The following is a 20,287-nucleotide window of genomic DNA, read 5'->3' as shown; positions in this document are numbered from 1 at the left end:
CGAATTATGGTGTTGGGAATGACCCGGCCCCGGCTGTCATTCATTTGGTCGAAGCGCCGGGCAAGGCGGCGAAGCGGGCGGGCGCTTTGCGGTGGTGCGTAGCCTGCTCGTAGGCGTAAGCATACTTTATCAGGATGGGCTCGTCGAACGAGCGGCCCAGAAACTGCAGGCCGGCCGGCAGCTGGTCGTAGGTAAAGCCCATGGGCACGGTGAAGGCCGGCTGCCCGGTGTGCGGGGCAATCAACTGGCTGTTATCCCCCTTATACCCCTTGAAATCACCGATTTTGGCGGGCGGGTTGTTCCAGGTTGGATACACCAGCGCGCCCACTTGGTACCGGTCCATCACGGTGGTTACCGCTGCTCGAAAGGCAATGCGGCGCGGGTCGGTATACGCCTCGCCGCAGCCGGCTTCGCTGTCGCTCGGGCTCACACCGTGGGCGAGCTCGTCCTGCAGATTTTCTTTGATGTAGGCCGAATACTTGCCCGAAGCCAGCACCTGGTCGATGTTCTGGACCGGCGAGCGGGGCCCCAGCGCGGCCAGGTACTGGTTGATATCGTGCTTGAAGACAGAACACCATTGGCCGGCGCTCACACGGTCAAAATCGGGGATTTCTACGTCCACTACCGTCGCGCCGGCCCGCCGCAAATCCGTAATGGCCTGCTCGAACAGCGCTTTTACCTGCGGGTCGGGGTGGCGCTCACTTAAGGTGCGCAGCACCCCGATGCGGGCGCCCTGCAGGCCCTTGGGGTCCAGAAAAGCCTGGTAGCCCTGGGCCGGCCGCTTGCCTGCGCCGTAGCGCGTCAGCGGGTCGGCGGGGTCGGGCCCGGCGGCCATTACCTCGAGCAGCCGGGTGGCGTCGGCCACGGAGCGGGCCATGGGGCCGCCGGTGTCGTTGCGCAGGTAGAGCGGCGCAATGCCGGCTCGGCTCAGCAGCCCCAGCGTGGGCCGAAATCCGACCAGTGCATTGTGCGACGAGGGCCCGCGAATGGAGTTGCCGGTATCGGTACCCAGGCCCGCCGTGCCGAAGCTGGCGGCCACGGCCGCCGCCGTGCCGCCGCTCGAGCCCGCCGGCACGTGCGCCAGATTGTACGGGTTGCGGGTTTCGCCCGCAATCGAGCTGATGCTCACCATCGGACTGAAGGCCCATTCGGCCATGTTGGACTTGGCCAGCACGATGGCGCCGGCGGCTTTCAGAGCTTTCACCACCGTGGCATCCTCGTCGGGTGCAAACCCTTTGAGAGCGAGCGAGCCGGCCGTGGTTTGCAGGCCCGCCGTATTGTAGTTGTCCTTCACAATCAGGGTGGTGCAGTGTAGGGGTCGCAGCTGGCCGGTGCGTCGGTATTCGGCGTCGAGCTGCCGGGCGGTTTCCAGCGCGGCCGGGTTCGTGACGACGATGGCATTGAGCTTCGTAGGCTGGTCGTAAGTGGCGATGCGGGCCTGATATGCCCGCACCAGCTGCTCGCAGTTGCAATCGCCGCGCTTGAGGGCCTGTTGCACATCGGCTATCGAGGCTTCTGTCACCTCAAAAGGAGGGCGCGCGGCTTGCCGCTCCGGCGAGGAATGGCTGCCACAGCTGGTCAGCAGGAAAACAGTGCCCAGTAGGCGAAGAAGCAGAAAACCGGTTTTTTTAAGCATCGCCATACGCAGAAAGGGAAAGCTGGGAAGAAAAAGGTTTGGCACCGGGCCGAAAAATAGGACGTTTTCTGCCGATTAGCAGGGATGCCGTGCACTTTCAGCTTGCCCCACCGAATGGCGGCTATTTGCTGCCGGCCGCCGAACTCGTGCCCGTGGGCATCAGGTATTGCTGGTACCACGCCAGGTACCGGGCGTAGCGGTCCTTCACGTAGCTGGGGGTGGTGATGCCGTGGAACTGTCCGGGGTAAATAACCAGCTGGGTGGGCACGTTCAGGCTTTTGAGTGCCTGGTACATCTGCTCGGTGTTGAGCAAGGGCACGTTGAAGTCTTTTTCGCCGCAGATAAACAACGTGGGGGTCTTGATGCGGTCGGCGTGGAAGAACGGGTACGACACGCGCATGTACACGTCGGAGTTCTTCCAGGGCGTGCCCAATTCGGTTTCGTAGTCGAGGATGTATTGGTCGGTGCCGTAGCCGGCCAGCACGTTGGCGATGCTGGCGCCACTCACGGCGGCTTTGAAGCGCTGGTCGCGGGCGATGACCTGGTCGGTCAGGATGCCACCGTAGCTCCAGCCGCCCACGCCCAGGCGCTCGGGGTCGGCCAGGCCTTGGGCCACGGCGTAGTCCATCACGGCCAGCACGTCGTCGGTGTCCTTGTTGCCCCAATCGGCATAAATAGCCTTGCTGTACGCCAGGCCCCGGCCCGAGCTGCCGCGGGGGTTGGCCGCCACCACGGCAAAGCCATTGGCGGCAAAGTACTGCCACTCAAATGAGAACCCGTAGCTAAACTGCCCCACCGGCCCGCCGTGAATACGCAGCAGCGTGGGATACTTGCGGCCGGCCTGGTAGCCCACGGGCTTCACCAAAAAGCCGCTCACCATCGTGCCGTCCTTGCTTTTGGCTTGAATGGCCTCCACCGCGCCCAAGGAAACGCCCTTGAGCCAGGTATCGTTTTGCTTAGACAACGGCTTGGGAACCCCTTTTTTGTCCAGTCCGAACACCTCGGCGGGCTGCTGGGGCTGGCTGCTGAGCACCACCACCTGCCCGTTGCGGGCCAGGTCGAAGTCATGTACCTCGCGGGCGCCCCCCAGCACCACTTGCGTGGTGCCCCCCGCCGCCGGTACCCGGGCCAGCGACGTGGCGCGGTCGTCTTCGAGTAGGAAGTACAGGCTTTGGCCATCGGGTGCCCACTGGGGCTTGGTCGTGTTGCGGTCGCGGCCGGCCGTGAGGGCCCGCACGGCGCCGCTGGCCACGTCCACCACCATTAGCTGGTGCAGGGCGTACACGAGCTGCTCGCGCGGGCCGCCCTGCACAAAGGCGATGCGGCGCCCGTCGGGGCTCCACGCGGGCCGGCTGCCGTAGCTCGGCGCGCATTCGGGCACCTCGGTGGTGAGCAGTGGCCGGGCCGTGGCGCCGGCCTTCGCATCGATGAGGTAGAGGTCGAAGTTGTCGTGGCGGTCGGGGTCGGGGCCGCGTTTGCTGGAAAACACCAGCTGCTGGCCGTTGGGGCTCCAGGCGGGCAGGTATTCGTCGTACGCGCCGGGCGTCAGGTTGATGAGCTTGCGCGAGGCCACGTCAAATACGTAGAGGTGCTGGCGCTGCTTGTTCAGGTAGCCGTCGATGTCCTGCTTGAACTGGAAGCGGTCGAGGACGATGGGCGGCGCGGTTTTCTTTTTGGCTTTCTGGGCGGTCGTAAGCGAGTCGGGGTCGGCATCGCGAATAATGAGGGCCAGGCGCTGGCCGTCGGGCGACCACACGTAGTCGGACACGCTGCCTTTGAGCTTGGTCACCTTCTCGGCTTCGCCGCCGGCCCGGTTCAGCAGCCAGAGCTGGGCGTCGGCGCCGTCCTCCTCGCCGCGGCTCGACACAAAGCTCAGGTACTTGCCGTCGGGGCTGAAGCGGGGCTTGGCCTCACTGGCCGGAGCGGTGGTCACGCGCAGGTTTTGGGTGCCATCGGTGCGGGCCATCCACACGTCGGCGTCGCGCTTGTCGGTGGCCGAATCGGCGCGCGTCACGGTATAGGCCACCCAGGCCCCATCGGGCGAAAGCTGGGGGTCGGCCACGTCGCGCATTCGGGACAGGTCGCTGAGCTGGAGGGGCCGTTGAGCGGTTTGCGCCTGCAAGGCCGTCAGGGGCAGCACCAGGGCGGCCAATAGGGTAAGGGCTTTATTCATAATACCACGCTTGGAAAACACGCCCGCACCAGACGGGCTTAGTCGTTGTACGAAGCTACGACCGGCGTGCTGGTTGCCCCGCATCCGTCATGCTTACCCGTACCTTTTTGGCAGTTGCGTTGCGACCGATAACCGTGGCTTTCGGAGGCCCGCCCGTGCCTTTTTAGCGTGGCATACCTACCTTGCACCGACGAGTTTACGCCGGGCCATGTGGCCGTCGCGAACAGCTTTTTTCCTGCACGCTCCTTGCGCTCCCTATGAAGTTATTCCGCATGAGCTGGTCAGCCGGCTACCCGTTGAGCCTGCGCATCCTGCTACTGACCTGGCCCGCGCTCGCCGCCGGGCAGGTCCTTCCCCATCAGGTGGGCAAAATCCCCACGGAGCAGGTAGCCCTGGCCTACGAGACCTTCGGGGCCAGTAGTAGCGCATTGCCCCTGCTGGTCGTGAACGGCGGGCCCGGTCTATCCCATGCTTATCTGCTGCCCACCGATGTCTGGAGGCAGCTAGCGCAAAAGCGTCGGGTGATTTTTTATGACCAGCGGGGCACGGGCGCTTCCAAGCCAGTGCAAGCGGGTGCGCCCCAGACCCTGGCGGCGCAGGTAGCCGACCTGGAGGCCGTGCGCAAGGGCTTGAATTTGCCGCAGGTATTGCTGCTGGGGGATTCCTACGGGGGGCTGCTCAGCATTGCCTATGCCAGCGCCTACCCCGAGCACGTAGCCAAGCTCATTCTCTCGGATGCGGCGGGTAGCAATCTCAACACCCTTGTGCACCTTTTTGAGGAGGTATTCCCCGAAACGATGGCTGCCGAGAAGCAGCAGCAACAGCCGTCGGTCGTTACCCAGGAGGCGGCCGAGGCCAGCATGCGCACCCATTTTAACCTGCTCTTTTACTCGCAGGCGCAACGCGACCTGTACTTTAAAAAGCTCGGGCCCATCCACAACGTCGGTCTGGAACCGGCGGTGGGGCAGGCCGTGGGAAATGATGCTGCCAAGGCGGATTTTACCCCGAAGCTGGCCGGCTTCACGTTTCCCACGCTGGTGCTGACGGGGCGCTACGACATGAACGTGGCTCCGCTCACCGCCTGGCGCCTGCAACAGGCGATTCCCGGGGCTAAGATTGTGTTTTTTGAGCAGAGCGGGCATTTTCCCTGGTTTGAGGAGCCTACCAAGTATCGCACGGTGGTGGAACAGTTTCTGGAAGGCCCGCGCTAGCGCATATTCTCAATTTAGTCAGAGGGTGATGGTGCGTAGTTGGATGAACGCGGGGTAGGAATCGGCGGGATTATCGTATCGAGTGGCAACGCGTCGAAACTGCTTGAGGCTGTGAGGTGGTCTAGGTGTATAGTCCCAAGGAGAGATGGTTTGTTTTCCGGGCTGGAATTTCGCACGAATCTATGGGGCAAGTACTCCACGGCAGCGCCCGCACAACAGCGGCAGTACGGCTCGCTATCCAACACAGCCAGGAAAGCCTACCAGGCTTAGCCACGCGCTACCGCATCAACCCGAAAACGGTGGCTAAGTAGCGCAAGCGCCTCGGCGTGCGGGATGCGCGCATGGGACCGGAACCGGTTTCGACGGTGCTCAGCGCCGAGCAGGAAGCCATCGCCGTGGCCTTCCGTCGGCACACGCTCTTGGCCCTGGACGATTGCCTGTACGCGCTGCAGGTCACGATTCCGCACTTGTGGTCTTGGTTAAAAGATTGGTCCAAAAGTCGCATTTACCAGATGTCAAGGCCTGACTATGTACCGGAAAGCCATTTGTAGTGCGTTATCGGTATTCTGATTGCGTAAACCTGTTTCGGGTACCGCTTTTCTCGGGCTAATGGGGGATAATCGGTGGGGCGACTACTGGTATCCGAAAAGGGCCGTTTTCGTGCCCCTTTAGTCGTTTTTCAATCCAACACATGGGCCAAATGCGACTTTTGGACCAAACTTTTAACCAAGGCCAAGCGTGTGTCCTGGGCATCGTGGGCTACCACTTGCCGGCCCGACGCCAGCGTTCGTCCGTACAGGTAGGTGCCCTGGCTCCGGTCCTGGCCGTAGGTGGCGCTGGCCTGCAGGGCCCAGCTGCACGCCCAGCTGCACGCCCAGCGTGGGCACGGGCGAACCCACGCGCCGGGCCGACTCGTCGCGCACGAGTTGGTAGCGCCCCAGGCCGGCGCCCAGGCCCGTTTCCGGTCGGTGCCCGCCCCGCCCGGGTGGGGGCACCGACCGGAAACGGGCGGGCGGGACCGAAACGGTAGCGCACGCCTAACAGCACAGTACCACTCAGCCGCTCCCGCAGCGGCGGCACCGGCCCGGTGGAAGGGTAGAGGGTGCCTGTCCCTGGCCCGAACACGGGCGTGCGGGGCGTCAGCGAGAGGTGGCCGAGCGCATCGGCCGTAAGTTCCAGGTGCCGGTCGAGGGCGTGGCGCAGGCCCGCCCCCGCCGTTAGGCTGACCCCGGTGCGGGTTTGCTCCGACACCTGGCGGGCGAACGTGGGGCCGTTCGTGGTGGTTTCGGCGACTTCGCGCACGGTTTGGTAGCGGGTTTGGAGTCCCGTCGCGCCGGCCAGCGCGTCGGCCTGCTAGCGCCGGGCCGGGTCGCGGCTCAGGGTGTAGCGCAGCAGCAGGGGCACGGCGAAGGCGCGGCGGCGTTACACGTTGGACTCGGTGCGGGAAAGCACCGGCCCGCCGGGGTTGAAGCGGGCCGCGTCATAGGTGCCGTTAAAGCCGAATAAGCCCGACCGCTGGTAAAATACCAGGCCCGTTTGCACGGCCAGGCGGGGCAACACGTGGTGCCCCACGATGAGGGCCGGGCCGTAGCCTTTGTAGGGTGGGGTGCGGTCAGGCTCTTGGTACGAGCCCCAGGCGCCGCCCAGGCCAATAAACCAGCCGGAGAGCGGGTCCCGGTCCGTTTGCTGAGCCCGGCCCGTGAAGGGAAAAGCCAGGGCCAACAAGCTCCCGCTGACAAGGGTGCGTGCATGGGAAATAGGAAAGGATTCGGCCCGCCTACCGGCGCTATTGATTAAACACGGCCCTCGTAAAATTATTGCGTGGCGCGTAGCAGGCAGGTTTGCTTCGCCAAGCGGCCATCACATCCTTCAGCCAAACGGTCTGCTTGATTGAATTGGGGCGCGGGTTTGTGGCCGGCTGTCCCAACGGCACGCGACCCGTGGACCCGGAACATGACCCGCGGACGGGCCCGGGCGTCCACGGCCGCACCCGCACGGGCGGACCCACTCAGGAAAACACGGGGCGAAAGAAGCTGCGCTCGTAGCTGAGGATGCAGCGCGTGTCCTCGGCGAACCGGAAGGCGGCTTGGCACGCCGGGTCCTGGGCGGCCTGCTGCCGGTACTGCTCGTACGCCGCCAAGCTGCCGAAGGTAAAAAGCGCCAGCGCAATATTGTTGGCGCCTTCGCCGGGCAGAAAATACCCGTGGTGCTGGCCGCCGAACCGCTCGACCAGCGGCATCCATAGCTTGCCGTAGTGCTCAAAATCTGCCAATTTGCTCGGGTCGAGCACATAGCGGAGGTATATCGTGACCATCGTTGCTATTCGTGAGGTGAATGCGGTTGCGCCGCCGCACAAAGAAACGGGGTCGCGGGGCTACGGCACAAATCAAATGCAGGGGTTTCATAGGGCGCACGCAGAGCCATGAATCGCTTACCGGTCGTTAGGCGGTGCCTTCGCAGGACCGGGGCTTTTTTGTGCGGGAGCGGGAGCCACCCACTTGCTTACGCGTCGTGACTCACCGGGCTACCGCTGCGGTTTTCGCCGCGCCGACCACAGCCAGAGGCCGCCGGCCAGCAGCGTCAGCGAGGCCCCCACTAGGGCCGCTTGGAGCAGCCCAGGGGTTGTCTGTGCGGGGTTCGCTCGGGCCATGGACGCCTCGGGGAAGGCTTCGCGGTTGGTCACGGCCAAAATCAGGCGTATGGCTTCGGCGGGCTGGTCCCACTGCGGAAAGTGGCCGCAATGCTCAAACCAATAGAGGCGCGCATCCGGGAATTTCTCCAGCGCCAGGGTCGACTGACTGGGTAGGCACACCCGGTCCTGCCGGCCCCAGCCAATGACCAGGGGCCCGGGAATGCTGCCCTTGGGCGCGGGCCGCTGCACTTCGCCGTGCGCCAGTTGATCGAGCAATTCAGCGAAGGCCGGCGAGTGGGCAAAGCTGTGCATCTCGTCGCGGGCCAGCTGCGCGTCCACGGCCCAGGGCCGGGCCGAAAACTGCGGCAGCAGCACGGTGCGCCCCACGGCCGAACCGGCCAGCGCGGGCATTACCGGCTGCAGGGCCGTCACCAGCTTGCCGGACAGGGACACCGAGTGGTAGAAAAGCGGAATCTGCCAGCCCTGCCAGAACCCACCCGGGTCTAGCGAGACCACCGCGCCGAGCACGCCGCCGCGCCGGGCCAGCTCCAGCACCAGCCGGGCGCCCATCGAGCTGCCCACGGCGTCGATGCCGAGCAGGTCGTGTTGGGTGAGAAAGGACGTCACCGCATCGGCCAAGTTGCCGATGGAATGGACGCCGGATAGTTTCGGGGTCTGCCCGTGGCCGGGCAAGTCCACGGCAATGACGTCGCGCTCGGCCGCCAGCGAGTCGAGGAGGGTGTTCCAGGACCGCCAACTGCCGCCGAGGCCGTGAACCAGTAACAGGGGGCGGCCGGTGCCGCGGCGAACGAAGTGCAGGTCCATAACGGAAGAAGGAGAAAGTGTAACCCCTAAACGCAGGGCCGTAAGAAACGGCTCACCTCGTTGGTCCAGTATTTCGGTTCCGCCTCATGTTTGTTCAAACGGTCGGAACAGCAAAAGCGCATGCAGGTGAACTTATTGGCCGCATTTGCACTCACAGATTTTAGGATAAAATTATCAATTTTAGAATTATAGGCGATGTCTTTGGGGCATGGTCATCATTTCCCAGAAGCCACTGCGGGCGTTTTGGGAACAGCACCCCGATGCGAAAGAGGCGCTGAGTGCCTGGTACGCCTTCGTGCAGGAAAGCGACTGGGCCGGCACGCGGACGTGGTGCGGGACTACAACACGGCCGAGTACACCCCGGGACGGGCGCTACGTGTTCAACATCCGAGGCAACCGCCACCTCCTGGTGGTGCGGCTGTACTTCGCCACCCGCACCGTATTCATCCGCTTTGTGGGCACCCACCAGCAATACGACCACATCGACGCCGACACCGTTTGAGCTTTCACCGTTTCTCTCCCATTTTATAAGCTTCTTCCCCATGGACATTCGCTCCCAAGCCGATTACCAACAGGCGCTCGACCAGTTCACGGCCTGGATGGACCACGAACCCGCCGACCTGGCGCCCATGCGGGCGCTGCGCGACGCCATCAGCGCCTACGAAAAGGGGGCAGGAGTATGAACTGCCTGCGCCCCAGACCCTGGTGGGCCGCCTGGAGCTGGAGATGTACCGGCGCAAGCTCAACAAGAAAAATCTGGCCGCCCTGCTCGACATCCCGGCCTCGCGCCTGAGCGACGTGCTGCAGGGTCGGCGCATCAACCTGGACCTGGCCAAGCGGCTCTACAAGCGGCTGGGCATTCCCGCCGACTTCATCCTGGAAGCCGCTTAACGGTTCTGACCGGGCACAGTGCTAGTTCAACAAAAGGAGGAATAAAATTGCCATCATAATCCACCCCTGTACACTCATTGCTTGCGCTGGTCTAGAAATTGTGTACGGTAGTGTCGGAGCAATACCGTGAGTTGTACAGGGCTAATAGCTACCCCCCCCAATATTGAACCGGCGCTCTTCCCTGTCCGAGAGGTAGCAAAGTATCCTCACGCAACTCCTTAAGCTGCGGTGCCGTTACACGTGGTATCACCCAAACGCGCAGCTGCGAACCCGGCTGCCCCCCCCCTTTCAATGAGCGACACTTCCGAAAGTCCGCTGGGCGGCCCGGCCCTGAAATCGGCTCTGGCCGAGTTGCTGGGCACCTTTTTTCTGGCGTTGGTAGCCCTGACCGTGGCGGCCCCGCTCACGCCCTTTGCCGTGGGCCTTACGCTGCTCGTGTTCGTGTACGCGGTCGGCAGCCTGTCGGGCTCGCACCTCAACCCGGCCGTGACGGTGGGCCTGGTGGTGAGCCGGCGCTTTCCGCTGGCGCACGGCGTGCTGTACGTGACCGCGCAGGTGCTGGGGGCCTTTCTGGCCCGCTTCGTGGCCGGGGCCGGGCTGGTGGGCGAGCTGGGCCACAGCTACACGGCGGGTACTGCGGCGGCCGAGTTCGTGGGCTTTGGCATTCTGATGATAACGGTAGCCGCCACCACCGAAAAGCAGGTGGCCAAGGCCGGCAGCGGCATCGCCGTGGGCGGCGCGCTGCTGGCCGGCCTGCTGGTGAGCCACGGGGTGCTGAACCCGGCCGTGGCCCTGGCCATGGGCTTGGGCGCCTCGCCCGCTGTGTGGGCCACGCTGGCCAGCGCCAGCGTATTCAGCCTGCTATTTTCGGTTATCGCGGGCACCGCGCCCGCCGAGGTGCACGATGATGACAAGCCGGCCCCCAAGCCGGCGACCGATAAATAGGGGCTAACCTGCGGCTGTGGGCGAATGGCTATTTTCGCTGGCAAATGGCCGGTGAAACATCGCACGCTTCTTCCGCTTAGGCCGCAGCCGCGACCACGTCATTCACCTGGTCAACTCGTTTCACCAGCGCGGCATCCACTTCAAGGCCCTGGACCTGGGCATCGACACCACCACGCCGGCGGGCAAGTTCATGCTCTCCATCTTCGCCTCGCTGGCCGAGTACGACCGCGAAAGCATCCTGGAAAAGACCAAGGCCGGCCAGCAGTTGGCTGCGGCGCAGGGCAAGCACATCGGCCGGCCCAAAGGCTTGGATGCCGAGAATTTAGCCAAGGTGAAAAAGGCGCTGGAAAAAGGCCTGTCCGTGGCCGAAACCGTGGGCCTAACCGGCATCAGCCTTTCCAGCGTCAAACGCTACCGCAAGCACCTGCTGAGTGCGCTCACGCAACAGCACGATTGACCGGGCAGGCTGGGCATGGTTTTATCCTTGCGCTGCTAGCTAGCAGACCTATTCGCTAGTACCTTTCACCCAGCAAAAAAACTGTTTTCGCCTCTCTTATCTGCAAAGCCTGTGCACAAGTCTTTACTTACGCTTCCCCTTGCTAGCATTGGCCTCTTGACGGCGGTTCCGCCCAGCAGCTGCCCGCCCTCACGGCGCAGGACTACGCCCGGGCCGAGCGCTTCATGGGTTACAACACGCTGCCGCTGGTTGACCGCAGCATGAGCCCACCCACCTGGCTGGCGGGCGACCGGTTCTGGTACCGGGTGCTCACGCCGCAGGGCAGTGAGTTTGTTCTGGTGGACCCGGTTCGCAAGACTAAAACCGCCGTTTTCGACCCGGCCAAGCTGGCGGCGGCCCTGGGCACGGCCAGCGGCAAACGCTACGAGGCGACCCGCCTGCCGTTTCGCACCTTCACCTTCTCGCCCGATGAGAAACAGGTACGCTTCGCGGCCGAGGACAAGAACTGGCAATACGACGCGGCCAGCGGCCAAGTCAGCGCCGACCCGATTCCGGCCCTCAGCCCGAGCGCCGCGGCCAGCGCCCAGAACGAAGTCGAGTCGCCCGATGGTCGGCGGGTGGCCTTTCTGCGCGACTACAACCTGTGGGTGCGCGATACCAAAACCAAGGCCGAAACCGCGCTGACCACCGACGGGATTAAGGATTTTGGCTATGCCACCGACAACGCCGGTTACGCGACCACCGACAAGCCCGTGCTGCGCTGGTCACCCGATTCGCGCAAAATCGCCACCTTCCGGCAGGACCAGCGCCGGGTGGGCGACATGTACCTGGTCACGACCAACGTCGGCCGGCCGACGCTAAAAACCTGGAAGTACCCGCTACCCGGTGACCAGGACGTTATCAGCATCGAACGGGTCATCCTGGAGGTGGACCACCCGAAAGTGGTCCACCTCCAACTGGCGGCCGACCCGCGCCGCAGCTCGGGCTGCTCCAACCTGGCGTGCGAGGGCCGGGGCATGGGCGACGTGGAGTGGAGCCCGGATGCTACCCAATTGGCCTTTGTGTCGAGCTCGCGCGACCGCAAACAGGTAAACTTCCGCGTGGCCGACGCCGCGACCGGCCGCGTGCGGGACGTCTTTTCCGAAACGGTGGCGACCTTTTTTGAATCGGGCCGCGAAGCCATGAACTGGCACTACCTGCCCAAAACCAACGAAGTACTCTGGTGCTCGTCCCGCGACAACTGGGCCCACTTTTACCTCAACGATGCCACCACCGGCCAGCCCAAGCACCGGATTACCACCGGCAAGTGGGCGGTGCGGCAGCTGGTGCACGTGGACGAGAAAGCGCGCCAGCTCTACTTTCTGGCAGGGGGTCGGGAGCCGGGCAATCCTTATTTCACCTACCTGTACCGGATTGGGATGGACGGCAAGCATCTGACCCTGCTCACGCCCGAGGCCGGCCACCACCTGGTCACGTTCGCGCCCTCCGGCCGCTATTTTGTCGACAGCTATTCGCAGCACGACGCGCCGCCCGTAAGCCAGTTGCGCACCCGCGACGGCAAGGTGGTGCTGCCCCTGGAAAAAACCGACATCTCGCGGCTATCCGCCACCGGCTGGAAGCCGCCCACGGCCATCACCGTCAAGGCACAGGACGAGCAATTCAATCTCTACGGCCTGATGTACACGCCCACCAACTTAGATCCGACCAAGAAGTACCCGGTTATCAACTACATCTACCCAGGCCCCCAGACCGGCACCCTATCAGCAAACACGGGAGCCGGCTGGTCGTTTAACGCGGGGCGGGGCGACCACCAGGCGCTGGCCGAACTGGGCTTTGTGGTGGTGCTGATTGAAGGCACTTGCAACCCGTTTCGCTCCAAGGGCTTTCAGGACGCGTGCTATGGCAACATTGCCGAAAATACCCTGTCCGACCAGGTGAGCGGCCTGCGGCAGTTGGCCCGGCGCTACCCTTACCTCGACCTGAACCGGGTGGGCGTGTGGGGGCATTCCGGCGGCGGGTACGCGGCGGCGGCGGCCCTGTTCCGCTACCCGGATTTCTACAAAGTGGGCATCTCCGAATCCGGCGACCACGACGTGCGCAGCTACCAAGATGCTTGGGGCGAGCGCTACATCGGACTGCTCATGCCGCAGGCCGACGGCACCTCCAACTACACCTCGCAGGCCAACGCGCCGTTTGCCAAAAACCTCAAAGGCAAGCTGCTGCTGGCCCATGGCTTAATGGACAACAACGTGCCGCCTGCTAATACGATGCTGGTAGTAGACGCCTTAATCAAAGCGAATAAAACCTTCGACCTGGTGGTGTTTCCCAATGCCCAGCACGCTTACGGCACCGATGCGCCCTACATGACCCGCCGCCGCTGGGACTACTTCGTGCGCAACCTGGCCGGCATGGAGCCGCCACAGGACTACGAGATGATTTCCAAGTCCGACCCGTGCGGTGGAGTGCTGTAAGGACCGAAAATTAACGTGGCGTAGTATTGCTATAACCCGATTGGCACTAACCACTCCATCCCGGGAACCCAGTCAGTGCCTATGAATACACAGTTTTAACCCTGAGTACAACTACCCGAAAAAGCTTAGGGTAATTTTATCCCCCCGCTGCTATAAAAAGGCCAAAACGTAGTAAGAACAAGTCTGAAGGCTGCTAGTCCTGCACTTAAGCGAAACTATCAAGCATTAAATGCTCAAGTCGGTACCGTGATGAGACAAAGAAGCAGAGAAGCAGCATCAGCAGGACAAGCTGTTGGGCAGGCTGCCAGCAAGGCTATGCAAGTAGGATTGGAAACAGGCTCCCAAACCGTAGGTAATAAAACAAACGATGCAATAGATAAAGGCAAGCGTTAACACTATGAAGGAAAGCACATCACCAAGTAAACAGCCTAATCTAATTTTAGGCATGTTTGTTCTAATAATAGCTTCTGCATTTCTGATTTATTCGATGCTTCCTTCCTTCTTAATGAAGGTTGATTATCATCAATCAAAGGGAATTGTAAAATCTATCAACGACAACCATCTTGAGTATTCATATTATAACGAATTTGAAGACCAAGAGTACACTGTATCAAGGTATCTTTCGGTACCTCAATATAATAGACTTGTTGCGAGCTATTAATCAAAGATTTAAGCTGAAATTCCACAAGCCCGCACACACTCCCAGCACGTCATTGTACAGGTTCAAATTATGCAAACGTAATCGGTCTTCCAAAATTCGATAACGTTTCAATCCGCCAATGCTATGCTCTACGGTAATTCGTTCACTTGCTTGTTTTGTATTTATTTCTCGTTGTTCATCGGTGAGTTCTTTCCCTTTCGGCTTTTTGATAGGAATAAAAAATTTCCGGCAAATGTAGTCTTTCGCGAAGCCCAAAAACCCCAGGTCCAACCGCACCTTGAACTTTTCAAACCACTCTTTATCAACTGGTAAAATGCTTTTTAGTACACTATAGTCGTGGTGTCTTCCGCCGTAACAACGGCTGATAAAACCAATCCAGCGAATGGTCGTTGAAATAACTATCTCTTTTACGGCGTGCATTTTTTTTTACCGCTATAGTAGTCTTTTTGCATCTCTTTATTTCCTGGTCGTTGCTTGCGTTGCTCCGTTCCATCGACCAATAACGTCTCGTGTTCCTGAAAATAGGCTTCAAATTCGGCCACTGTCGTAAATTCCCGCTTTGGCGCATGCCCGGTTTGCTCCAGCGCTTCTTGGAGCACCGTAATGCCTAATTCCTGGTTGCGTTTCGCGTTGGAACCGTCCATCCCACTGACCAATCCCAACAAATCATACGTCAAGTTTGCTTTGAAGCTGAATAGGGTGAAAAGCAGTAATTCTTCTTCTGTTTTAAGGGCTACTTCATACGGCGCAAAAGCCCCACGTTCAATCATATCTGTTCCATTCAACCGAAAATACGCCTGCTTAAAATGCGCCAAAAGCTGCGCAAAACGCTCCGCCGTGAGTCCCGTGGCAGCACGCCATTTACGCGAAGTAGTGAGGTTTTTTACGGAAAAGTTCATGTTCTAAATGTAAGTACAGTTTGTCGAAAATTCCGCACTTCACTCACTTCGCAACAAGTCTAATGTCTTGTCTAAGGTTAAGACGTTTGAAGTTTTGTACCCTAATCATTTTCCTGAAGATGCAATTATTGTTAACATCGACAAGGAGAAGCCTATTGCATTATTTGTCCTCCTCATTGTTTTCTTGTTTTATGGGCTATTCAAAATATTACAGAGACTGTATGACAGACTAAAGCCCTTAAAGTCAATTGACGCTTCACGCACATGAGTGCTTCCTTTTCGGCCGCTGCCGGGCCCCAGGCATTGGGTTACCTCTACCAGGCCCAATATGCGCTCTACACCTTGCTCACGGCCGATGGTGAAGAATCCGCCCTCATCCTGGAAGGGCTGGACGACGTGGAGCTGCAAAGTGCGACGGCGACTGAGCTCCAGCAGCTCAAGCACCACCTGAACACCAAACGGCAGGCGGTCTTGTCGAACCGTAGCACCGACTGGTGGAAGACGCTCCGGGTCTGGGGCGACTTGTTGCATAAGCAGCAGTGGGACCCGCTGCGCACCCGGCTGGTCCTCATCACGACGGCCACCGCCGCCCCGGGCTCCATCCCCAGCCTGTTGCGGGACGATGCCGCCCGCGACCCCGCCGAAGCCCTGAAGCAGCTGGTTGCGTTGGCGGCCACGGCCCCCAGCCAGGCCCTGGCCGCCCCGGTGCAGGTGTTCAACGCCCTGACGGCCCTTCAGCAAAAGCAGCTCGTGCAGGCCATCGTCGTGCTCGACCCGTCGCCCCCGATGCCGGACCTCGAAGGGGCCATCAAAAAGGCGCGGGGCTACATTGCCTCGGCCGACAAAAAGCATAAGTCCTTTTGCAGAAATAAGCTTCGATAAACCTTACTTATCGGAGCTTAAATGGTAGCTTTGATACTCGCTCAAAAGGGCGTTTCTCCCATTCTTCATGCCGTCACTTACCTCCGTTTATCCTTCCGCCGGCTCCAACCGGCTGATTTTTCGCTTTATGCTCGTGGCCGGAGCGCTGTACTTGGCCTGGTTTTTCGGGTATGAACAGTGGCTGGCCGTTGATGGCCGGCTCGATGCCGTGCTCTGCCACCACATTGCGGCCGCCAGCGTGGGCCTCTTGCGCACCGGGGGCTTCGCAGCGGCCCTCGCCGGCCCGGGATTAAATTTGGTACTGATGAGCGGCGAGCCTTCGGTCATCGTTGGGGCACCCTGTAATGGCTTGGTGCTCTACGCCCTTTTTGGTGGATTTATCCTCGCTTTCCCCGGCTCCTGGCGGCGTAAAGTGTGGTTTATCCCCAGCGGTATGCTGCTCATCTGGGTCCTGAACGTATTGCGGGTGGCCGCATTGGCGGTCAACCACCATTACTCACACGAAACTGTTGCCTTTAACCACCACTTCACTTTCACGTTTGTGGTCTACGGGGTCATTTTTGGGTTGTGGATGTTCTGGGTCCGTCGGTTGGCTGCCTCCACTAGTGACCGCCCGCTTTCTCCCTTGTTGACCGATGCGGCCCATAGTTAAAGACCCTGCGTTTCGTACTTCCAGTACAGTCGCTGCCCGTTGGGCCATCATCGTCCTGCTCATCACTGGCCTGCTGCTGCTGGGCACCTTCGACACCCCCATTCTCAATGGGCTTACCACCGGTTGGCAGCACGTGCTTTCGGTGCTGGGCGGACGAGGCCCAATCGAAGCCCTGCAGCACGGCGTGAATAGTGGCATTACCAAACGTTTCCTGCCCGCGGTGGTCACGTTTGCCGGGCTCACCATTGGCACCGGCTTGCTGTTGCTCCGTGTGTTGCTCCAGCCAACTCCCGCCCAATGGCGGCTGGTGGTACGGCTCTACGCGGGGGCCTTGGCCACCTACGCCATTATCGTCCTGCTAAACAAGGTGACGGGCAATACCGTGTGGGCATACCGCCTGAGCCGGCAGTTATTGGACTTTATTGTCAGCCCGCTGCCCGTCGTCGGGTTGTACCTGCTGTTGCGGGCAACAACCCCGCAGCAGCAGGCAGCAGCGTAGGTATGCATAGCGTCAAATAGATGCTGACAGTGAAAGCAGAGTGCTCGTACGTGGGCTTCGATTTCTAAAGCTGCCATTTAAGCTCCGATAAATCTGCCTTATCGCATCTAGCGTCACGTTTGACCCGCTCTTCATGCGGCCGGGAACGCAGGGCGCTGGGTCACCGCCCGGGCGTTCGACTACCTAGGCGTGGGAAAGTGCGGGGAAAGTTGTTCCTCACGTCGGATAGTGCCCCCTTCCGCCCTGAGTAGCCCAAACTACGGGCATGCTTCCGCGAAAACAGCCGCTTTGATGTGTAAAAGCACGCGAATACGCCGAAAAAACAGGTGTTTCCTGCCCACCGGTGGCATTAACCCTGGTCTTTACCAGGTATTCGCCACTTTCGGAGTGGTCTTTACCAGGTATTCGCCATTTTCGGAGTGGTCTTTACCGCTGTTCAAGGGGGGCATTAACCTCTCCCGCGCCGTGTCTGGGCCGGGCGCCGCAGCGGCGCGTTGCAGCAAGCGGTTGACGGTGGTGGGGTGAAAGCCCCTGCCGCGGCGGGTGCGGTAGCCGGCGGCCGTGAGTTCGGCCGCAATCTGGGGCAGCGAATGCCCTTGGGCGCGTAGCAAGCCGGCCAAGCGGGCCGCCTGGCGGTTGGCTTGGTGCGCCACCGCATTCTGCTGCATGACCGCCCGCCCTTTCGTGCGCGCTGCATCCGTCAAATTAGCTGGGGTGCCCAGTTTCGCACCGCGCGCCTTTTTGGCGGTGAGTGCATCCTTCGTGCGCCGGGAAATGGTTTCGCGCTCGTGCTGGGCGAGCACGGCGAACAACCCCACCGTTAAGGTATTCGCATCGGGCATGTCGCAGCAGACGAAGTCGACGCCCGAGTCACGCAAAGCAAAGACGAACCCCGCATTCCTCGACAACCTATCCAGCTTGGCAATGAGCAGCGTCGCCCCCACCCGGCGGGCCTCGGCGATGGCGGCCAGCAGTTGGGGCCGGTGGTTATTCTTCCCACTCTCGACTTCCACGTATTCGGGCAGCAGCTGGGCGGCGTCGGGCACGAAGGCCCGGACCGCCGCTTGCTGGGCTTCGAGCCCCAACCCCGACGCTCCCTGCTTCTGAGTAGATACTCTATAATAAGGAGTGAAGCGTTTGAGGGGAGTCATCGAAGTCATATTCGCGAGGTGTAAATCCCACGCAAGGTAGCGCCTTTACGTTCTACAAACGAACGTTTATAAGATGTAAAGAGCCCAGGCGGCCCGCCCGGGGACGACGAAGCGCGGGGCACCGCCCGGGAGCGGGGACGACCGGCGAGGAAGGTCGTTTACGTGGTTTTTACCTGGTATTTACCACGCGCCAAATGGTGTTTACCTGGTGTTTACCCGCGTCAAATGGTGTTTACATGGTCTTTACCAGGTAAACACCAGGGTTAATGCCACCAGCAGGCAGAAAAAGCCCGCTGGGAAGCCTCATGGCGCAGTGTTGGGGAACGAAAGAGGCAGAAAACAGGCTTTTTCGTCCGCCATCGCACGTACCACCCGGGTCGAAACCGGCCGTAAGCCCGATCATTGTTCCGACCGTTTGCGCAAACTTCTTTTGTGCGAATTGCCCACTGAGCAGCGGGGCCCCTTTGCATTTGCTGGGCTGATGCCCCTTCGTGAAGCTAAGGCATTATTTGGCCACCGTGGTCGGGGTGGGAGCCGCCTGCTGAATCCAGGCCAGCACGTGCTGCTCGACTTCTTGCAAGGGCACGCCTCCGAGTTCCAAGCACTTGTCGTGGAATGCTTTCACGTCGAAGCGCGGGCCGAAGGCGGCCTGTGCTTTGGCGCGCAGGTTCCAGAAGAAGACTTCGCCGACGCCGTAAGTCGTCATTTGCCCTGGCATCACGGCGATGCGGTCCACGTAGTCCTCCGCCTGTTGGCGCGACATGCTGGGCTGCTTGTCCAGCGTGTAGTCAATGGCTTGCGCCCGCGTCCAGCCCTTGAGATGAACGCCGGGGTCGACGACCATGCCCGTGGGCAGCCCGGCGTACATGCTTAAGCGGTTTTTATCCGAGCTGTACAGGCCCATTTCGTCCGCCACCGTTTCGGTATAACGGGCCCACCCTTCGCCAAAGCCGCTGTTGAAGACGTACTTGGCCAGCGGGTGGGTGGCGACTCGTTCGCGGGCAACGCCGACTTGCAGGTGGTGGCCGGGATAGGCTTCGTGAAACGCGATTCTTTCCGCCGAGCCGCGGTCTTGTTGGGCAAACCCGTGCGTTTGGATGTAGTAGGTGGCCGGCTGTTTTCCATCGTCGGAGGCGGGGGTGTAATGCGAGAAGCCCGCTTTCTGGTAGTCCGGCATGGGCGTGATGACCACTGCGGCCGTGGGCTGGAGGTGGAAGTAGGTGCCGGCCTTTTGCCGGGCCCGCTCCACCGCCGCGTTCGAAAGGGCAAGCAGCTCGGCGCGGGAGGCGAACCGGTTGGTGGTGTCCTGACGCATCAGGGCCCGCAGGCGGGGCAGGTCGGCGGTGCCGTACACCTTTTGCCCCAATTCCTGCATCTTGGCCTCGCGTTGCGCCACGGCCTGCACCCCGTCCTGGTAGACCGCCTCGGGGCTTCTTTTCAAGGTCGTGTAGCTGCGCAGCAGGGCTTGGTAGCAGGCGGCCCCGTTGGGCAGCGCGGCTACCGTAAGCGGCTCGCGGGCTTTGGCCAAGTATTCGGTCGCCAGAAACCGTTTGTAGGCCCGCATCTGCGGGTAAATCTCGGTTTCGATGAGCCGCTGCAGCGCCTGGTCGAAAGCTTTGGTGGAATCACGCCGAGCGGGGGCGTAGAACACGGACTGGGCTGCGGGTTGTGCTTCCAGGGCGTCGAGTTGGGCGATAACCAGGCGCACGTTCTGCCGGGGGGCCGTGTAGCCGGTGCGCAGGCCTTCCTTTAGGTTGTCGAGGTCGCGCTGAATGTAGCGGGGAATCTGGGCCCACCGTGCCAACGTACTGGCCCGGTGCGGGGCCGTGCCCACGGGCTGTATGTTCGCCAGGTCGCTCAAGCTGACTTGCCAACCGGTCATCTGGCTCACCCCCCACAACTCCTGATGACAGACGGCACAGTCCAAGGCCCCTTCCAAGCGCTCGTAGAGCATGGCGTAGGTGCCCGCGTCCACGGCGCTCAACCCGCGCTTGTTTACCGCTTTTAACCGCTGGAGGAGCGCCGTTTGGGTCTGCCGCCAGCGCTGCGCCCCGGCGGCGGAGTTATCGGACAACCCTGCGTTGTCGGCGGTGGCAATGCCGTATCGGGTTCCGGCTTCGGGATAGGCCGCGAAGTACTGGGTCAAGTAGTCGTCGGCAATGGCGGCGACCGGAGACGGCACGGGAGACTGCGCTGCGGCGGAGAAGGAAAATGCCAGGGCGAGGCCAAGTATCAAGGCGTAGGAGTGTTTCATGGGCAACGTCTGAAAATGAGTCGATAGCGGGCCATGAAGGTAAGCATC

Annotated in this window: 19 protein-coding genes and 1 pseudogene; 11 read left to right on the top strand and 9 right to left on the bottom strand. The window is 61.3% G+C overall.

All coding sequences use genetic code 11. The annotated features are described in order from the left end of the window. Positions 1 to 40: 40 nt before the first annotated feature. Both KQ661_RS21485 and KQ661_RS21480 read right to left on the bottom strand, forming a co-directional pair. Positions 41 to 1,636: an amidase gene (locus tag KQ661_RS21485; RefSeq protein WP_216728099.1), complete on the bottom strand. Its 1,596-nt coding sequence runs from the start codon at positions 1,634 to 1,636 to the stop codon at positions 41 to 43. Between the two features lie 121 nt (positions 1,637 to 1,757). Continuing rightward, the gene (locus tag KQ661_RS21480) at positions 1,758 to 3,809 is read right to left on the bottom strand and encodes a S9 family peptidase (RefSeq protein ID WP_235727365.1); all 2,052 of its coding nucleotides are present in this window, start codon (positions 3,807 to 3,809) and stop codon (positions 1,758 to 1,760) included. A gap of 272 nt (positions 3,810 to 4,081) precedes the next feature. Between KQ661_RS21480 and KQ661_RS21475 the strand changes: the two genes are divergently transcribed. Both KQ661_RS21475 and KQ661_RS21470 read left to right on the top strand, forming a co-directional pair. After that, positions 4,082 to 5,020 carry an alpha/beta fold hydrolase gene (locus tag KQ661_RS21475; protein ID WP_216728098.1) on the top strand — a complete coding sequence of 313 codons (939 nt, stop codon included), beginning with the start codon at positions 4,082 to 4,084 and terminating at the stop codon, positions 5,018 to 5,020. Between the two features lie 182 nt (positions 5,021 to 5,202). Continuing rightward, a pseudogene (locus tag KQ661_RS21470) lies at positions 5,203 to 5,490 on the top strand (IS481 family transposase); the annotation flags it as partial. 952 nt (positions 5,491 to 6,442) lie between these two features. On the opposite strand, the gene KQ661_RS21465 reads toward KQ661_RS21470, so the two are convergent. The 3 genes from KQ661_RS21465 to KQ661_RS21455 all read right to left on the bottom strand — a co-directional run bounded on the left by KQ661_RS21465 (position 6,443) and on the right by KQ661_RS21455 (position 8,477). Continuing rightward, complete coding sequence (locus tag KQ661_RS21465; RefSeq protein ID WP_216728097.1) at positions 6,443 to 6,745, bottom strand: hypothetical protein; 303 nt, start codon at positions 6,743 to 6,745, stop codon at positions 6,443 to 6,445. Positions 6,746 to 7,028: 283 nt separating this feature from the next. Further along, positions 7,029 to 7,334, bottom strand: coding sequence for an NIPSNAP family protein (locus tag KQ661_RS21460; protein ID WP_216690960.1), 306 nt, complete (start codon positions 7,332 to 7,334; stop codon positions 7,029 to 7,031). Between the two features lie 210 nt (positions 7,335 to 7,544). Continuing rightward, on the bottom strand, positions 7,545 to 8,477 hold the full coding sequence (locus KQ661_RS21455; RefSeq protein WP_216728096.1) for an alpha/beta fold hydrolase: 933 nt from the start codon (positions 8,475 to 8,477) through the stop codon (positions 7,545 to 7,547). 208 nt (positions 8,478 to 8,685) lie between these two features. Here KQ661_RS21455 and KQ661_RS21450 point away from each other — a divergent pair, with 208 nt between their 5' ends. From KQ661_RS21450 to KQ661_RS21425, 6 genes are all read left to right on the top strand, one after another. Beyond that, on the top strand, positions 8,686 to 8,979 hold the full coding sequence (locus tag KQ661_RS21450; protein WP_216728095.1) for a type II toxin-antitoxin system HigB family toxin: 294 nt from the start codon (positions 8,686 to 8,688) through the stop codon (positions 8,977 to 8,979). A 40-nt stretch (positions 8,980 to 9,019) separates the two neighbouring features. Further along, a complete protein-coding gene (locus KQ661_RS21445; RefSeq protein ID WP_216690957.1) occupies positions 9,020 to 9,160 on the top strand; it encodes a hypothetical protein in 141 nt (46 codons plus the stop codon). Between the two features lie 22 nt (positions 9,161 to 9,182). Further along, positions 9,183 to 9,368, top strand: a complete 186-nt coding sequence (locus KQ661_RS21440; protein ID WP_216690956.1) for a helix-turn-helix domain-containing protein — start codon at positions 9,183 to 9,185, stop codon at positions 9,366 to 9,368. A 291-nt stretch (positions 9,369 to 9,659) separates the two neighbouring features. Then, a complete protein-coding gene (locus tag KQ661_RS21435) occupies positions 9,660 to 10,313 on the top strand; it encodes an aquaporin (protein ID WP_216690955.1) in 654 nt (217 codons plus the stop codon). Positions 10,314 to 10,371: 58 nt separating this feature from the next. Further along, complete coding sequence (locus KQ661_RS21430; protein WP_216690985.1) at positions 10,372 to 10,770, top strand: recombinase family protein; 399 nt, start codon at positions 10,372 to 10,374, stop codon at positions 10,768 to 10,770. A gap of 224 nt (positions 10,771 to 10,994) precedes the next feature. Next, the gene (locus KQ661_RS21425; RefSeq protein WP_216728094.1) at positions 10,995 to 13,241 is read left to right on the top strand and encodes a S9 family peptidase; all 2,247 of its coding nucleotides are present in this window, start codon (positions 10,995 to 10,997) and stop codon (positions 13,239 to 13,241) included. 661 nt (positions 13,242 to 13,902) lie between these two features. Here the strand turns inward: KQ661_RS21425 and KQ661_RS21420 are convergent. Beyond that, entirely contained in the window at positions 13,903 to 14,322 is a 420-nt protein-coding gene (locus KQ661_RS21420) for a transposase family protein (protein ID WP_216728093.1), read from the bottom strand. Then, positions 14,310 to 14,801: a transposase family protein gene (locus KQ661_RS21415; RefSeq protein WP_216680531.1), complete on the bottom strand. Its 492-nt coding sequence runs from the start codon at positions 14,799 to 14,801 to the stop codon at positions 14,310 to 14,312. Before KQ661_RS21415 ends, KQ661_RS21420 begins: the two co-directional genes overlap by 13 nt. 264 nt (positions 14,802 to 15,065) lie before the next feature. Between KQ661_RS21415 and KQ661_RS21410 the strand changes: the two genes are divergently transcribed. The 3 genes from KQ661_RS21410 to KQ661_RS21400 all read left to right on the top strand — a co-directional run bounded on the left by KQ661_RS21410 (position 15,066) and on the right by KQ661_RS21400 (position 16,834). Next, the gene (locus tag KQ661_RS21410; protein WP_216728092.1) at positions 15,066 to 15,683 is read left to right on the top strand and encodes a hypothetical protein; all 618 of its coding nucleotides are present in this window, start codon (positions 15,066 to 15,068) and stop codon (positions 15,681 to 15,683) included. 67 nt (positions 15,684 to 15,750) lie between these two features. Then, complete coding sequence (xrtX, locus tag KQ661_RS21405; protein WP_216690983.1) at positions 15,751 to 16,335, top strand: exosortase X; 585 nt, start codon at positions 15,751 to 15,753, stop codon at positions 16,333 to 16,335. Next, positions 16,319 to 16,834 carry an XrtX-associated membrane protein gene (locus tag KQ661_RS21400; protein WP_216690982.1) on the top strand — a complete coding sequence of 172 codons (516 nt, stop codon included), beginning with the start codon at positions 16,319 to 16,321 and terminating at the stop codon, positions 16,832 to 16,834. The genes xrtX and KQ661_RS21400 overlap by 17 nt, the downstream gene beginning before the upstream one ends. A gap of 362 nt (positions 16,835 to 17,196) precedes the next feature. Here KQ661_RS21400 and KQ661_RS21395 read toward each other — a convergent pair whose 3' ends face one another. Together KQ661_RS21395 and KQ661_RS21390 are read right to left on the bottom strand one after the other, a co-directional pair. Next, positions 17,197 to 17,985 (bottom strand): recombinase family protein, encoded by a 789-nt coding sequence (locus KQ661_RS21395; protein ID WP_216728091.1) that lies wholly within the window; start codon positions 17,983 to 17,985, stop codon positions 17,197 to 17,199. A gap of 505 nt (positions 17,986 to 18,490) precedes the next feature. Continuing rightward, a complete protein-coding gene (locus tag KQ661_RS21390) occupies positions 18,491 to 20,239 on the bottom strand; it encodes a DUF885 domain-containing protein (protein ID WP_216728090.1) in 1,749 nt (582 codons plus the stop codon). Positions 20,240 to 20,287: the final 48 nt, after the last annotated feature.

This window comes from Hymenobacter siberiensis (genome assembly GCF_018967845.1).
GTDB classification, from domain to species: Bacteria; Bacteroidota; Bacteroidia; order Cytophagales; family Hymenobacteraceae; genus Hymenobacter; species Hymenobacter siberiensis.
Note: the sequence above shows the minus strand (reverse complement) of the source record. Positions and strands in the feature narration are given on the sequence as shown.

Excerpts from the sequence above, each read along its gene's own strand:
- KQ661_RS21485 (WP_216728099.1), bottom strand. The coding sequence starts at position 1,636 with ATGCTTAAAAAAACCGGTTTTCTGCTTCTTCGCCTACTGGGCACTGTT.
- KQ661_RS21480 (WP_235727365.1), bottom strand. The coding sequence starts at position 3,809 with ATGAATAAAGCCCTTACCCTATTGGCCGCCCTGGTGCTGCCCCTGACG.
- KQ661_RS21475 (WP_216728098.1), top strand. The coding sequence starts at position 4,082 with ATGAGCTGGTCAGCCGGCTACCCGTTGAGCCTGCGCATCCTGCTACTG.
- KQ661_RS21460 (WP_216690960.1), bottom strand. The coding sequence starts at position 7,334 with ATGGTCACGATATACCTCCGCTATGTGCTCGACCCGAGCAAATTGGCA.
- KQ661_RS21455 (WP_216728096.1), bottom strand. The coding sequence starts at position 8,477 with ATGGACCTGCACTTCGTTCGCCGCGGCACCGGCCGCCCCCTGTTACTG.
- KQ661_RS21450 (WP_216728095.1), top strand. The coding sequence starts at position 8,686 with ATGGTCATCATTTCCCAGAAGCCACTGCGGGCGTTTTGGGAACAGCAC.
- KQ661_RS21445 (WP_216690957.1), top strand. The coding sequence starts at position 9,020 with ATGGACATTCGCTCCCAAGCCGATTACCAACAGGCGCTCGACCAGTTC.
- KQ661_RS21435 (WP_216690955.1), top strand. The coding sequence starts at position 9,660 with ATGAGCGACACTTCCGAAAGTCCGCTGGGCGGCCCGGCCCTGAAATCG.
- KQ661_RS21425 (WP_216728094.1), top strand. The coding sequence starts at position 10,995 with ATGGGTTACAACACGCTGCCGCTGGTTGACCGCAGCATGAGCCCACCC.
- KQ661_RS21420 (WP_216728093.1), bottom strand. The coding sequence starts at position 14,322 with ATGCACGCCGTAAAAGAGATAGTTATTTCAACGACCATTCGCTGGATT.
- KQ661_RS21415 (WP_216680531.1), bottom strand. The coding sequence starts at position 14,801 with ATGAACTTTTCCGTAAAAAACCTCACTACTTCGCGTAAATGGCGTGCT.
- KQ661_RS21410 (WP_216728092.1), top strand. The coding sequence starts at position 15,066 with ATGAGTGCTTCCTTTTCGGCCGCTGCCGGGCCCCAGGCATTGGGTTAC.
- xrtX (WP_216690983.1), top strand. The coding sequence starts at position 15,751 with ATGCCGTCACTTACCTCCGTTTATCCTTCCGCCGGCTCCAACCGGCTG.
- KQ661_RS21400 (WP_216690982.1), top strand. The coding sequence starts at position 16,319 with ATGCGGCCCATAGTTAAAGACCCTGCGTTTCGTACTTCCAGTACAGTC.
- KQ661_RS21395 (WP_216728091.1), bottom strand. The coding sequence starts at position 17,985 with ATGACTCCCCTCAAACGCTTCACTCCTTATTATAGAGTATCTACTCAG.
- KQ661_RS21390 (WP_216728090.1), bottom strand. The coding sequence starts at position 20,239 with ATGAAACACTCCTACGCCTTGATACTTGGCCTCGCCCTGGCATTTTCC.